We start from the raw sequence: 13,806 nt of genomic DNA, 5'->3' as shown, positions 1-13,806 counted from the left end.
TTCAAAGTCTTGATGCTATTCAAAGGTGAAATTTACGAAAATTCCCCTGGTACGCATCGCATCAATATTACCGGTCCAAGGACTTTCTGGATTATTATCTCTAACCAGTTCATCGGTAAGGGCAAAAACCCCACGTATGGAAGGGGTGAACTTGAAATATTCCAGATAAAAATCAATTCCGAATCCCAGCTCGTAATTATAGACCCATTTTTTCATTCTAAAAGTACCGGAAGAATTATCGTCCAGACTGGTTTCGTTACTTCCTAAATTTAAGGTCATAGAACCTCCACCAATTAAGAAGGGTTTCCAATTTCCAAATCTCTTTGCACTTGCTTTTAATAACAAAGGAAAATTGATGTAAGTAGATTTTACTTCTCTTAGGGCATTTCTTGCGGCATCTTCATCATCCCTAAATCCAGGGAATCCCAAAGTTCTTTGAGTGTAATGCAATCCGGGTTCAAAACGCAGGTCAAGAAATTGGTTTAGGCGCAATTCCCCAATAAGGCCAACATTAAAGCCTAGGGTTTTGCTTACCAAGATGTCGGTCTGTTGTGGTCCGTTATCTTCATCATAATCAAACTTAAAATCGTATTGATTAAAGCCTAAAAAGTAACCCCAGTTAAGCAGCTTTTTATCTTCGTTTTGCTTATTGAGAATGGGACTTTCCTTAAATTGGGCACTTACCGAAGCAGTGATAAATAGAAATCCCAAACCACATAAAAACCAGTTCTTCATGAAACCAATGTTACTTTCCAAAAACTTCTAATTGGGTAGAAAAGAATAATTTTTTAGCTTTTTTTCTTCGCTACGTAAATAGATGCCACCCCAAATGTTTGAGGTTTGTTCGTTACATCTATAAACCCGATTTTACGTAAAATATTGTTGAAATTTTCTCCATGCGGAAAAACGGCTGCGGATTCACTTAAATACCCGTAAGCGGAATTATCCTTGGAAAATAGTTTGCCAATTACCGGTAATATATTTTTTGTGTAAAAACGATATCCCTGTTTGAAGGGAGTCTTGGTGGGAACAGCGGTTTCCAGAACGGCTAAAGTGCCGTTCGGTTTAAGAACCCTCAGAATTTCGGCAAGTCCAGTTTCCAACGTTTCAAAGTTTCGAACCCCAAAGGAAACGGTAACGGCATCAAAAGTATTATCGGCAAAAGAGAGATTCTCACTATCGCCAACGACCATTTCAATGGTATGGTCCAGTTCTTTTTTTTGAACTTTATCCTTGCCAACGGAGAGCATTCCGGGTGAAATATCCAATCCTACAATTTTTTTCGCACCGGTTTTTACCAAGGCAATGGCCAGATCGCCCGTGCCGGTAGCGATATCTAAAATAGATTCCGGCTTTTCTTTCTTCAGTAGCGCAACTACTTCCTTTCGCCATTTAACGTCTATTCCAAAGGAAATGACTCGGTTAAGACCATCATAGTTCCCTGAAATAGAATCGAACATTTGGGTTACCTGCTGCTTTTTTCCTAATTCTGAATCTTTGTACGGCGTAATCTTTTTGGGCATAATAGCAATTTCCTGCAAAGATACAATTTAGTCCATCCTTAAAAGGGCTTTAATTAGGAGTTCTTGTCCCATCGTTAAAAGATTGAAAATAAATGATAACCCCAGAAAATTATGTAATTTTGCCCAGTAATATTTGCTGAGGTTTTTGGACTACCCTTAGAGATACAATATAAAATAAAAGGGCTTCTTCATACGTTTCAAGAATGGGCAATCGAATAAAGTAAATGAAGATTATAATCGCGGGTGCCGGTGAAGTAGGATTTCATCTGGCCAAACTACTCTCCTACGAATCTCAGGACATCACTTTAATAGATACCAATAAGGAGAGTTTGGCGTATGCCGATAATCATTTGGACATACGGGTCTTGAAAGGAGATGCAACTTCTATTTCGCTTTTACAGGATGCCGATGTACAAAATTCAAGCTTGGTCATTGGGGTTACTTCTTCGGAGACCACTAATATTACGCTTTGTATGTTGGCCAAACAATTGGGCTGTGAACGTACCATAGCGCGAATTTCAAATACGGAATTTGTAGATAACAAGGAAACTTTACAATTTTCTAATCTAGGTATTGATGAAATGATTTCTCCCGAGGAGCTGGCAGCTACGGAAATTCAATTGTTATTGAATAAATCGGCTTTCAACGATACCTATGAATTTGAAGAGGGCAAACTGATAATGATAGGTGTTTCGTTGCCCAAAACAGCACCTTTCGTGGGTAAAATGGTCAAAGAGGCGGCCACTATTTTTCCGGAACTCCATTTCATGCCCATTGCACTTCAACGAATGGGTACACAATATACGGTTATTCCTAGGGGAGATACGGTTTTTAAGGAAGGGGATCAAGTTTATTTTATCACCGTAAAAGAAGGTGTAGACGAATTGTACAAGCTTACAGGAAAGAAAAAAGCGGATATCAAGAATGTCATGATTTTGGGGGGAAGCAAGGTAGGTTTCAAAACGGCCCGGGATTTATGTGCCAATAAATTCAACGTGAAACTGATTGAGAAAAACAAAGAAAAGGCCTTTGACCTGGCGGATGATCTTCCCAACGCACTGGTCATCAATGGTGATGGAAGAAATGTAGAATTACTGGAAGAGGAGAGTTTGGAATCTATGGATGCTTTTATAGCGGTTACGGGAAATTCCGAAACCAATATTATGTCCTGTTTGGTTGCCAAATCCAAGTTTATAAAAAAAACGATTGCCTTGGTAGAGAATATGGACTATTTTCAGCTGTCACACTCCATAGGAATCGATACTTTGATCAATAAAAAACTATTGGCTGCCAATAATATTTTTAGACACATCCGTAGAGGGGAAGTTGTGGCACTCATGCGTTTGAATAACCTGAATGCCGAAATTTTAGAGTTCATCGTAAAAAAGAATTCCAAAGTGACCGGTTCTACCATTAGGGAGCTCGATTTTCCTAAAGCGGCTACCATTGGCGGTGTAGTAAGGGATGGCGAAGGTATTATTGCCTTGGGAGGTTTTAAAATAAAAGAGGGGGATAGGGTAGTTGTCTGTTGTCTTCCGGAAGAAATACCTAAAATAGAGCGAATGTTCTTATAGCATGAAGCTGAACACAAGGATTATATTTCATTTAATGGGACTGCTGTTGCTTTGCAATGGTGGTTTTATGCTTTTAGCGGCTGTCGTAAGCGGTATTTACAAGGACGGGGTCACGTTGAATATCACATTGGCAGCAATATCAACGATGTTTGTTGGGGTTTTTGCTATGTATTATACCCGTGGGCACCGTAAAGAAGTAAAACAGAAAGAGGGATATATCATTGTTACTTTCGGTTGGATTGTCATGTCCATTTCAGGGATGTTGCCCTATATTTTTTCTGGGGCGTTACCGGATATTACGAACGCTTTTTTTGAAACGGTCTCTGGATATACGACCACAGGGGCATCCATTATGGACGATATTGAATCCATGCCCGAAGGAATTCTCTTTTGGCGAAGTCTTACGCATTGGATAGGAGGGATGGGAATCATTGTTTTGGCCATTGCGATTCTTCCGCTATTGGGAATTGGTGGCATGCAGCTTTTTGCAGCCGAAGCTCCCGGTCCCAGTGCGGATAAGTTACATCCCAGGATAACGGATACGGCTAAGCGATTGTGGCTCATTTATTTCGGGTACACCGTAGCCGAAACGGTATTGCTAAAGGTAGCCGGAATGTCATTTTTTGATGCGATCAATCATGCACTTGCCACCTTATCCACAGGAGGTTTTTCTACAAAAAATGCAAGTTTGGCACATTGGAACGATCAGCCCTTGATACAATACATTATTATACTCTTCATGTTTTTAGCTGGAACTAATTTTGTGATGAGCTATTTTGCCTTTAAGGGAAAAGTACAAAAGGTTTTAAAGGATGACGAGTTCAAATTTTATGCTTTGTTTATCATTTCCGCTACAGTTTTAGCGGCTGTGGTCATTTATTTTCAAGCGAATATTACGAACCTTACGCCAGGATATCCAATGGTTTTGGGTAAGGCGGAAAGCTCCTTTAGGCATGCTCTTTTTCAGGTGATTGCGGTAATTACGACCACAGGATTTGTCAGTGCGGACTTTACCGCTTGGACGCCTTTCTTGACCGTTTTCTTTTTTGGGTTATTCTTCTTGGGAGGTTCCGCAGGTTCTACTTCTGGAGGAATTAAAGTCATGCGACATTTGTTGATTATTAAAAACGGACTTTTGGAATTCAAAAGGACCTTACACCCAAATGCGGTTATCCCAGTTCGGTACAATAACAAAACAGTGAGTGAGCACATCGTATATAACATCATTGGCTTTTTTGTACTGTATATGCTATTGTTTATTATCGGGGCTTTAGTACTTGGCTTCCTTGGACTTGATTTTGAATCGGCCATTGGTGGAGCGGCCTCCTCCCTAGGGAACGTAGGTCCGGCATTGGGCAGTTTAAATCCTGTTAGTAATTTTAATGGACTTCCGGATTTGGCCAAATGGTGGTGCGGTTTTTTAATGTTGGCCGGTAGGCTGGAACTATTTACCGTATTGATTCTGTTTTCGCCTTATTTCTGGAAACGTACCTGATGACCAGGCCGATAATGCCATTAAAAAGCCCTAAAGAATTTCTTTAGAGCCATTTTATTTAATTGATATGTTTCTTAGGAAACAGCTTCTTTAATTCTTCTAATGGCTTCGATGATTTCTTTCTCTGAAGCGGCATAGGAAATACGAATGCAATTTCCATTTCCAAAAGCATCGCCTGTAACCGTAGCTACATTTGCATTCTCCAAAAGATACATGGCAAAGTCCGAAGCATTATTGATTTTGGTACCGTTCAAGGTTTTTCCAAAGAACGCTGTCACATCGGGATATACATAAAAAGCCCCTTCTGGCTCGTTGCATTTAAATCCTTCGATACCATTTAAAAGTCCTAAAATGAGCTTTCGTCGTTCCTTAAATTCATCGACCATATATTTTATTCTATCGGGAGATTCTGTCAAAGCGGTGATAACGGCACGTTGAGCAATACAATTAGCACCACTGGTCACCTGTCCCTGTAATTTGTTACAAGCTCTTGCAATATATGCCGGAGCGCCTATGAAACCAATACGCCATCCCGTCATGGCAAATGCTTTGGCGACCCCGTTTACTGTAACCGTACGGTCGTACATATCTTCAAAAGCGGCCATAGAGGCATGCGCTGTAACCCCGTAATTGATATGTTCGTAAATTTCATCGCTTACGATGATAATCTGCGGGTGCTTTTTGAGCACATCGGCCAAGGCCCTCAATTCGGTTTCGCTGTAGATAGAACCGCTTGGATTGCAGGGAGAGCTATACCATAACATTTTTGTTTTTGGCGTAATTGAAGCTTCCAATTGCTCGGGTGTCATTTTAAAATCATTTTCCAAAGAAGTTTTTACTTCCACAGGAATACCATCGGCCAATTTTACGATATCACTATAGCTTACCCAGTATGGACAAGGAAGAATAACCTCGTCCCCTTTATTTAAAACTACCTGAGCTACGTTGTACAATGCTTGTTTTGCACCGGTGGATACTACGATTTGGGTAGGCGTGTACTCTAGATGATTATCTCTTTTAAATTTAGTTATAATGGCCTCTTTCAGCTCAACATAGCCATCTACAGGAGTGTATGAATTATAATTATCATTGATGGCCTGTATGGCGGCTTCTTTTACATAGTCAGGTGTGTTGAAGTCAGGTTCACCCAAGCTCAATCCAATAATGTCCTTTCCAGAAGCTCTTAATTCACGGGCCTTAGCGGCCATTTCTAGGGTTGCGGAAGGCGTTACACTGTTAATTCTGTCCGATAGTTGGTTGCTCATTTGTTACAAATTGTATAAGTGAAAAACAAAATACAAAATTATGACTTTTGATATTTTTTAAGGCATTAAACCAAGGTATTCTACAATATAAATTCAGATTGTTCAAAAACCTTGTTTTGGCTTGAAACAACGAAATAAAAAAACCGACAATTACTTTTGTCGGTTTTGGATTTAAAAAGTTTTTGCATTGAAAAATTAATACTGTAAAGATGGCTGTTTTCCCAATTCCTTTAAATGTTTGAAATGTGAGATAATGGCTTTTCTTGTTGTCTTATATTCATGGTAAGGCAAATTGAATTCCTTTGCCGTTTGCTTTACAATTTTTGAAATTTTTGTATAATGAACATGGCTAATGTTCGGGAAAATATGATGCTCCACTTGGTGATTCAGCCCTCCTGTAAACCAGTTGACAATTCGGTTTTTGGTCCCAAAATTAACGGTCGTAAACAGTTGATGAATGGCCCATGTATTTTTCATGGTCCCACTCTCATCCGGTAGTGGAGTTTCTGCATGATCAACAATATGTGCCAATTGAAAAACAACACTGAGAATAACTCCAGCCACATAATGCATCAAGAAGAAACCGATTAATATTTTCCACCAAGCAATATCCAAAATTAGCATGGGTAATACAATCCAAATGGTAAGGTATAATAATTTGGTCACGATTAATGTGCTCCAGTTCATGGTAGCGCTAGGTAATTTTCCATAGGAAAGTCTACGTTTCATGTACCGGTACATCTGTTGAAAATCCGTAGTGATGGCCCAATTGAACGTTAGCAATCCATAGAGAAAAACGGAATAATAGTGCTGAAATTTGTGATATTTCTTCCACTCCGCATGTTTTGAAAAACGCAAAATTCGCCCGGCTTCCATATCCTCATCGTGCTCGTGGATATTAGTATAGGTATGGTGCAACACATTATGCTGTACCTGCCAATTGTAAACGTTCCCAGCAAGTATGTAGATACTGCTTCCCATTATTTTATTGACCCATTTTTTATTGGAGTAGCTTCCATGATTGCCATCGTGCATGACGTTCATTCCAACCCCGGCCATACCAACTCCCATGACAATGGTCAATAATATGTTGGCCCAAGTAGGAAGCCCCAACGTTAATATGAGAAAATATGGCGCTAAGAACAGGGAAAACATAACAATAGTTTTCAAGTGTAATCTCCAGTTTCCCGTCTTTTTGATTTTATTTTTTTTAAAATAATCGTTAACTCTTGTATTCAATGTTTTAAAGAATTGAGCAGAGTCTTTTCGAGAAAATCGAATGGTATTTTGTTCCATAAATTGAAATCTATATTAAAATAATGCAAATGATTTTGAAATTTGATTTGATAGCTTCTTTAAAAAAGAAATATTTGCACTAGTGAATATACTAATTTTATTGTTTTACAAAGATAAGGATGACAGCTGAAACCATTATTGAATATTTTCCCAATTTATCGGAAATCCAACAGGAACAGTTTCGGCTTTTGGAAGATCTATATAAAGATTGGAACCAAAAAATCAATGTTGTATCCAGAAAGGATATAGACGAACTTTATATAAGGCATGTACTGCATTCATTGGGTATTGCAAAGATTCAACAGTTCAATGACGGGGCCGCCATTTTAGATGTGGGAACGGGCGGTGGCTTTCCGGGAATTCCTTTGGCCATACTTTTTCCTAATGTCGAATTTACTTTAGTCGATTCTATCGGGAAAAAAATAAAGGTAGTGGATGAGGTTGTTGAAGGATTGGGAATTACGAATGTCAAGGCGATTAATGCACGTGTGGAAGAGATTTCCGGTCAATTTGACTTTATCGTAAGTAGGGCCGTGGCAGCCATGCCAACTTTTGTGCATTGGGTAAAGGGGAAAATAAAGAAAGAATCACTTCATGACAGGCGAAACGGTATTTTGTACCTAAAGGGAGGGGATTTGATGGAAGAACTGAAACCTTATAAAACAATCGAGATTTTTGACTTGACCGATTATTTTAAAGAACCTTTTTTCGAGACTAAAAAAGTGGTGTACCTCCCCATGAAATTTAAAGGATAACTACTACAGACTTAGCAAACCGTAATAAGACCTACGGTATTTTTTAGCATATATTTTCATATGACTCCAATAATGAATATAGAGGCATTTTACAATCATTTTTATGTGAGAAAAAAAACGCATAGTTCGTATATCTAAGATTAAAGTAAGTGATAATACAAATAATTTACAATTAATTAACGTTAAATTTACATTTAAATTGTGTTGGATTTAATTAAAATCTATGCGTACGACACAAAAAACCCTCCAACGAGACCGTTGGAGGGTTTTGTAACTTCATTGAAGCATTTGGTTTATTTACTCCATGGCGGAACCACACCGTTGGAACGTGCATAGGCTATCAATTGCCCTTTGTGCTCACCATTATGTTCCATCATTGCCAAAAGACCGCCCATTTTGTTCATTTTGGCAAACCCGAAATCTACTTCTTCGTTTAGTTCACTGCTTTCTACTTCTGTAATTTTATCCAAAACAAAAGCATTGGATTTTTTTAGAGCTGCAATGATGTTATCCTTCCCGGTAATTTTACCCAAAGACATCATGTCTACGTCTTCCGGCGGTGCAAAGCCCATTTTAGAAGCCAAATAATAATTGCCGCCTGCAACATGTAATAGTGCTTCGCCAACTGAATTTACGCCTTCGGCAGGCCTCCAGTCATACTGCTCTTCAGAAAATGCTTCAGCCAATTGTATTACTTGATCTTGATTTCCGGATAATACGGCTTGAATGGTCGTTTGTGCGAGATTGTCCTGTGCATAGGTTAGTCCACCGACTAAAAACATGCATAATACTACTACTTTTTTCATTTTGCTAGGTTATGGTTGTTTTTAAGTGCTTCTGAGATTTTCTTAAAAGCAATCTAAATTTACTTAAAAACTCAGTGCAGCATTAAAATTGGGATTATTTTAACAAAGGAAGTTCTGTTCAGAATTTTTGATGTTATGCTTATTTTCTAAGATGAAATAACAATGGGATGGCGTAAAACAAATTTTAAGATCGATTTCATATCAATAATGAAAGCAAAAGTTTTATTGAAAACGAAAATCAGAAAAATAGATTATGAACTCATTTAGACTTTTTCAATTGGCTAAAAAATTGCTCTTTTTCACCCAATCTTTATCTTTTTCTGCTTCCGTAGCCCTGCTATGCAAATGGAAAAAGCTTTCGATCGGTCAAAAAATGAATGATTTTCGCTTCAACACAAAAAGTCTAAATGAGTTCTATAAAAAACCCGCTTTTCAGTGAAAAACAGGTTCAGTATAAATCGGGATGAAACTTGTTATCCTAAAAAAGGATATCTGTAATCTTCAGGCGTTACAAAAGTTTCCTTTATTAATCTTGGGGAAACCCAGCGTAATAAATTCTGCGCCGAACCTGCTTTGTCATTGGTTCCCGAGGCTCTTGCCCCGCCAAAAGGCTGTTGTCCTACTACCGCACCCGTTGGTTTATCGTTTATATAAAAATTTCCTGCACAATTTTGAAGTGCTTTGGTAGCTTCGTCAATAGCGTAGCGATCTGTGGAAAGAACGGCACCGGTAAGTGCGTATTCCGAAGTTGAGTCTACCAGCTCCAAAGTTTTGCCCCAATCCTTGTCATCGTACACGTAAATGGTTACCACTGGACCAAAAAGCTCGGTTTCCATTGTAGTGTACTTAGGGTCTGAGGTTAAAATAACGGTCGGCTCAATAAAATAGCCTTTAGATTTATCGTAATTGCCACCTGCTATAATTTCTGCATTGGAATCTGTTTTAGCTTGGTCTATATACTTTGCCAATTTGTCAAAAGAACCTTCATGTATCACTGCGGTAATAAAGTTGGACATGTCCTCAGGAGAGCCCGGTCTATTGAACGAAGCGATGTCTTTTTTGACCAAATCCAAAATTTCATCAGCTGTTGATTTTGGAAGGTAAACTCTGGAGGCAGCGCTACATTTTTGTCCTTGAAATTCAAACGCCCCCCGTACAATTGCGGTTGCTACTTGCGCAGGTTTTGCCGATGGATGTGCTACTATAAAGTCTTTACCTCCCGTTTCCCCAACAATTCTGGGATATGTTTTATAAGTATGGATGTTAGTGCCTATTTGTTTCCAAAGTTCTTTGAAAACATGGGTGGAACCGGTAAAGTGAAGACCTGAGAAATCTGGGCTTGAAAGTACGGTTTCCGTTATCATCACGGGATCTCCCATCACTACATTGATAACACCATCAGGAAGTCCGGCCTCTTTAAAAACGTCCATGATGACTTTCGCCGAGAAGACTTGACTGTCGCTAGGTTTCCATAGTACTACATTCCCCATCATGGCTGCGCTGGCGGGGAGGTTTCCGGCAATAGCGGTAAAGTTGAAAGGAGTAATGGCGTACACGAATCCTTCCAGTGGTCTATATTCCACTCGGTTCCAAATGCCTTCGGCAGATTCTGGCTGCTCTTGGTAAATTTGGCTCATATATTCCACATTAAAACGTAGAAAATCTATAAACTCGCACGCGGCATCAATCTCTGCTTGGTGTATTGTTTTTGACTGTGCCATCATGGTGGCCGCATTAATCTTTGCCCTGTAAGGACCGGCAATCAATTCCGCCGCTTTCAAAAATATAGCTGCTCTTTGTTCCCAAGTAAGGTTGGCCCATGCTTCTCTGGATTCTAGACCATTGGAAATAGCTTGTTCAACATGGCTTTTGCTTGCTGTATGATATTTTCCCACAACATGTTGGTGGTCATGTGGCGGGGACATTGGCTCGGTGTCGCCCGTTTTTATTTCTTCGGACCCAATATAAAGGGGAACCTCTACTTGGCCATTATAATATGCTTTGTATTGTTGGAGAACTTCTTCTCGTTCTGGAGTACCCGGAGCATAACTTTTTATTGGTTCGTTGAATGCCGTAGGAACTTGAAAAAAACCTTTACCCATAACAGATTTATTATTTTATTAATCCGTTCAAAGGTAAGAAAACCTAAGGTGTTTTTATGTTAGATTTAATGAAAGAAATAATAAACGGAACTGTGGATTTTTTATCAAATTCGAACTGAAAAAACCTTTGTGGTTTCACATAAATTTACTATTAGTTTAGTGCAAAAGGGGCACTGAACTTGAAAGTAGGGATATAGACCCTGAACTTTTCGGTAGAACTAAAGTTTACCATATTATAATGCCCTCTCATAGCACCGATAGTAGAGGTAAGCAAACATCCAGAATTATAAGTATGCGATTCTCCCGGTTTTATCACAGGTTTTTTACCTATGATACCTTCACCGTCCAAAGTTTCAACTTCGTTCAGGGAATCATAAATTCTCCAATGGCGAGAGGTCAATTGAACGGAATCTTTACTCTGATTTTCTATGGTAATGGTGTACCCAAAGGCATAATGCATTTTGTAGTTTTTGAAGAAAGTACCCTCAAAAGTAGTATTTACTGAAATCTTGATGCCTTTAGTAACCTGTGTGATCATAGTTCTAATATGTAAAAATGCTTGCGGTAAAAAGTATTACGACGCCAATGATAGCTAAAATAATGAAAATAGTATTGAGAAACAGGTATTTAACAATAGTTTTAAATCTTCCTTGCTCGTAATAGTTTCTCATGGCTTTGTAGAGATAGATTCCGAAAATAAGAAGGAAAATACCTCCACTACCTACACCAAAAATAGTATCGATCAAATAGCTAATTATGAGCAAGATAAATAACAATGACTGATTGTGGAAACTAAAGATTAAATGATCGGTATAAGTATATTTTTTTCTGATATAGATCAACCAAATGAAAACAGTAAACACCGGTAGAAGAAAAAATGTGGTAAAAGGTAATTTGGAAATCAGGGAACTTACATATTCTCCCGGCTGCCTTTGGACCTTTATCAAGCTTTTGGTACTACTAAAGGACATGCGGTTTTCCCTACTATTTTTAATGCCGTGCTTCTGGACAATATCATCGAAAATATAAGCGGTATCTCTTTCGATCAAAAGTCTAAAGACTTTTTGTTTCCCAAGATGTCTTCCAAAAAAATTTTTGTCCGATAGTTTTTCCAATTCTTTTTTGGGATCGGCCAAAATCATGGAGTCCTTCTTTCGCGCTTGATCACTAATGAATTTCCCAATTTTTAAGGAATCCAGCTGATTTAATATTCCCCGAGCTTCTTTCTGTTCCAGGGAGTCTAGGTTTTGTATTACGTCCTCCGCTTCAAAATTTAAAATATCATCGGTAGCGGTATCCGCAAATCTATCCAAGCGGTCAAAATCCCCGGAAAAACCCATTAACAAAAAGTATATAATGGATAGGCTTAACAGGAATCTAAAAGGATTGGTGTACGAGACCCGTTTGCCCTCAATGTAATCTCTTGTAATTCTTCCCGGTCTAAGTAAAAGGGCTCCCAAGGTTTTAAGAAGTTTGGAATCATAGGAGATTACATTGGAGAAAAACTCGTCAATAAAATCTTTTAGCGATAGTTTTTTTGTACTGTTGGCCTGCGCACAATTGGGGCAATATTTATCGCTTATATCTAAAGGATGCTTACAATTTAGGCATTCTACTCCACGATATTGTAATTTATAACGCCCGGAAGTGTTAACCTGTGGTTTGGTTTCCATCAAAAAACAAAAAGATAATTTAATTACTGATCGTCCTGGAATTCGCGGAACCTATGCCAATAATACTATCGTACATATCTCCAAAATTCCGGTAATAGACCAATATTAAGTAATTATTTTCGGTAAAGTGAAAATTTCCGCTTACGGCATTGGGGCGAATGCCCTCTTCTTCACCTTGTAATACGTATTTGTAATTGTAAAAACCTTGTTTCATTTTAATGGTTGCCTCCATCATGCCGTTTTCCTCATTATAGGCCATTTTATTTTCGTCCGTCAGGGCATAATTGTTGTATTTCCCAAAAATATAGACATCATCCAGCCCAATGGTCTCTTTGTATGGGAGGCTAAAATGTACATAGGTGTATTCCGCTTCGCGGGATGCGTTTTGCCCTTGTAGGGTCCTGATGACAAAATCGCCATTTATGTCAGGGAAAAAGGTATAAGGATTATCTTTTCTGAACGTATCCGAAAAGAGATAGTGGTTGTATAAATCGGTCACATCTATTCTGGAAATCTGGGAGCTCGGGGCTCTTAGATCACTTGTGTCAAACAAGAGAAATTCATTGCCCCCAAAAAACGAGGTCTCCTGGTCATATTTATATACCAGTTGATCACCAATGGTAAATTGGGGTTTGATATTATATAATGCAGATGGCCAATAATAATTCTGAATGATGGCTACTTTTACTTCTTTCTTTGGGTTGACCAATCTGAAATTAGGAGAATTTAAGGTAAATTGTACTACCTGTTTCTCGTTCAGAAAGTTGAAATCCCTAGACCTTTTTACGGTGGCCCCAACTTGCACAATATCCTTGTAGACTACAAAACGTCTTGAGAACTGAAGTTCATAATTATTATTATAAATCTCTAGGACATAATTGCCGCTCACTTTTAACCTTACATTTTCATTGGGAATGCTAAATTGATAGTTGGAATAGGTTTCCAGGGTAGTATAGCTATTTTCGTAATTGATGATGCGTTGATTGTCTACACCCTTTAAATATTGTGATTTCAGTAAATCGGAAGGAGTCCAATCATAATCGCAGTGCACTATTTTGTAATAGTAATCTTGTTCGTTCGCCATAAGGTCGTCAAATTCCATGGTAATGGTCTCACCAATTTGGATGATGGGAAATTGATCTTCGGTCGGACCTTTAAAGATGATGGATTTTATATTTGAAGGAGGATTTACTTCTTCCTGTACCTGTCCGTAAACACCCCAAACAAAGAACAAGGCTACTGTTTGTTTAAGAAATAAGCGCATTATTTAGCTAAATTTTAGGTAAAGGTAAACAAAAACGATGCCTAACAAATTTA

General features: G+C 38.5%; 12 protein-coding genes. 3 read left to right on the top strand and 9 right to left on the bottom strand.

The genetic code is table 11. The features are described 5' to 3' along the window. Window positions 1-15: 15 nt before the first annotated feature. Together porT and ubiE are read right to left on the bottom strand one after the other, a co-directional pair. Window positions 16-735, bottom strand: a complete 720-nt coding sequence (porT, locus tag ACKWBX_RS17185; RefSeq protein ID WP_413969960.1) for a type IX secretion/gliding motility protein PorT/SprT — start codon at window positions 733-735, stop codon at window positions 16-18. A 53-nt stretch (window positions 736-788) separates the two neighbouring features. Then, the gene (gene ubiE / locus ACKWBX_RS17180) at window positions 789-1,523 is read right to left on the bottom strand and encodes a bifunctional demethylmenaquinone methyltransferase/2-methoxy-6-polyprenyl-1,4-benzoquinol methylase UbiE (protein ID WP_413969959.1); all 735 of its coding nucleotides are present in this window, start codon (window positions 1,521-1,523) and stop codon (window positions 789-791) included. A gap of 224 nt (window positions 1,524-1,747) precedes the next feature. Here ubiE and trkA point away from each other — a divergent pair, with 224 nt between their 5' ends. After that, complete coding sequence (trkA, locus tag ACKWBX_RS17175; protein WP_413969958.1) at window positions 1,748-3,097, top strand: Trk system potassium transporter TrkA; 1,350 nt, start codon at window positions 1,748-1,750, stop codon at window positions 3,095-3,097. 1 nt (window position 3,098) lies between these two features. Further along, window positions 3,099-4,592: a TrkH family potassium uptake protein gene (locus tag ACKWBX_RS17170; protein WP_413969957.1), complete on the top strand. Its 1,494-nt coding sequence runs from the start codon at window positions 3,099-3,101 to the stop codon at window positions 4,590-4,592. A gap of 74 nt (window positions 4,593-4,666) precedes the next feature. Here the strand turns inward: ACKWBX_RS17170 and ACKWBX_RS17165 are convergent, their stop codons facing one another. Together ACKWBX_RS17165 and ACKWBX_RS17160 are read right to left on the bottom strand one after the other, a co-directional pair. Continuing rightward, window positions 4,667-5,857, bottom strand: a complete 1,191-nt coding sequence (locus ACKWBX_RS17165) for a pyridoxal phosphate-dependent aminotransferase (RefSeq protein WP_413969956.1) — start codon at window positions 5,855-5,857, stop codon at window positions 4,667-4,669. 195 nt (window positions 5,858-6,052) lie between these two features. Next, window positions 6,053-7,153, bottom strand: coding sequence for a fatty acid desaturase family protein (locus ACKWBX_RS17160; RefSeq protein WP_413969955.1), 1,101 nt, complete (start codon window positions 7,151-7,153; stop codon window positions 6,053-6,055). Window positions 7,154-7,272: 119 nt separating this feature from the next. Between ACKWBX_RS17160 and rsmG the strand changes: the two genes are divergently transcribed. Then, window positions 7,273-7,908, top strand: coding sequence for a 16S rRNA (guanine(527)-N(7))-methyltransferase RsmG (gene rsmG, locus ACKWBX_RS17155; protein ID WP_413969954.1), 636 nt, complete (start codon window positions 7,273-7,275; stop codon window positions 7,906-7,908). Window positions 7,909-8,201: 293 nt separating this feature from the next. Here the strand turns inward: rsmG and ACKWBX_RS17150 are convergent, their stop codons facing one another. The 5 genes from ACKWBX_RS17150 to ACKWBX_RS17130 form a co-directional block, all read right to left on the bottom strand. Continuing rightward, window positions 8,202-8,714 carry a DinB family protein gene (locus ACKWBX_RS17150; protein WP_413969953.1) on the bottom strand — a complete coding sequence of 171 codons (513 nt, stop codon included), beginning with the start codon at window positions 8,712-8,714 and terminating at the stop codon, window positions 8,202-8,204. A 473-nt stretch (window positions 8,715-9,187) separates the two neighbouring features. Further along, window positions 9,188-10,816, bottom strand: a complete 1,629-nt coding sequence (pruA, locus tag ACKWBX_RS17145; RefSeq protein ID WP_413969952.1) for an L-glutamate gamma-semialdehyde dehydrogenase — start codon at window positions 10,814-10,816, stop codon at window positions 9,188-9,190. A 151-nt stretch (window positions 10,817-10,967) separates the two neighbouring features. After that, window positions 10,968-11,354: a Co2+/Mg2+ efflux protein ApaG gene (apaG, locus tag ACKWBX_RS17140; protein WP_413969951.1), complete on the bottom strand. Its 387-nt coding sequence runs from the start codon at window positions 11,352-11,354 to the stop codon at window positions 10,968-10,970. A gap of 4 nt (window positions 11,355-11,358) precedes the next feature. Continuing rightward, complete coding sequence (locus ACKWBX_RS17135; RefSeq protein ID WP_413970184.1) at window positions 11,359-12,489, bottom strand: DUF3667 domain-containing protein; 1,131 nt, start codon at window positions 12,487-12,489, stop codon at window positions 11,359-11,361. A gap of 19 nt (window positions 12,490-12,508) precedes the next feature. Further along, window positions 12,509-13,753 (bottom strand): type IX secretion system plug protein, encoded by a 1,245-nt coding sequence (locus ACKWBX_RS17130; RefSeq protein ID WP_413969950.1) that lies wholly within the window; start codon window positions 13,751-13,753, stop codon window positions 12,509-12,511. Window positions 13,754-13,806 lie beyond the last annotated feature (53 nt).

Source organism: Maribacter algae, from assembly GCF_047345745.1.
Taxonomy (GTDB): domain Bacteria; phylum Bacteroidota; class Bacteroidia; order Flavobacteriales; family Flavobacteriaceae; genus Maribacter.
This window is presented reverse-complemented; position numbering and strand designations above follow the sequence as displayed.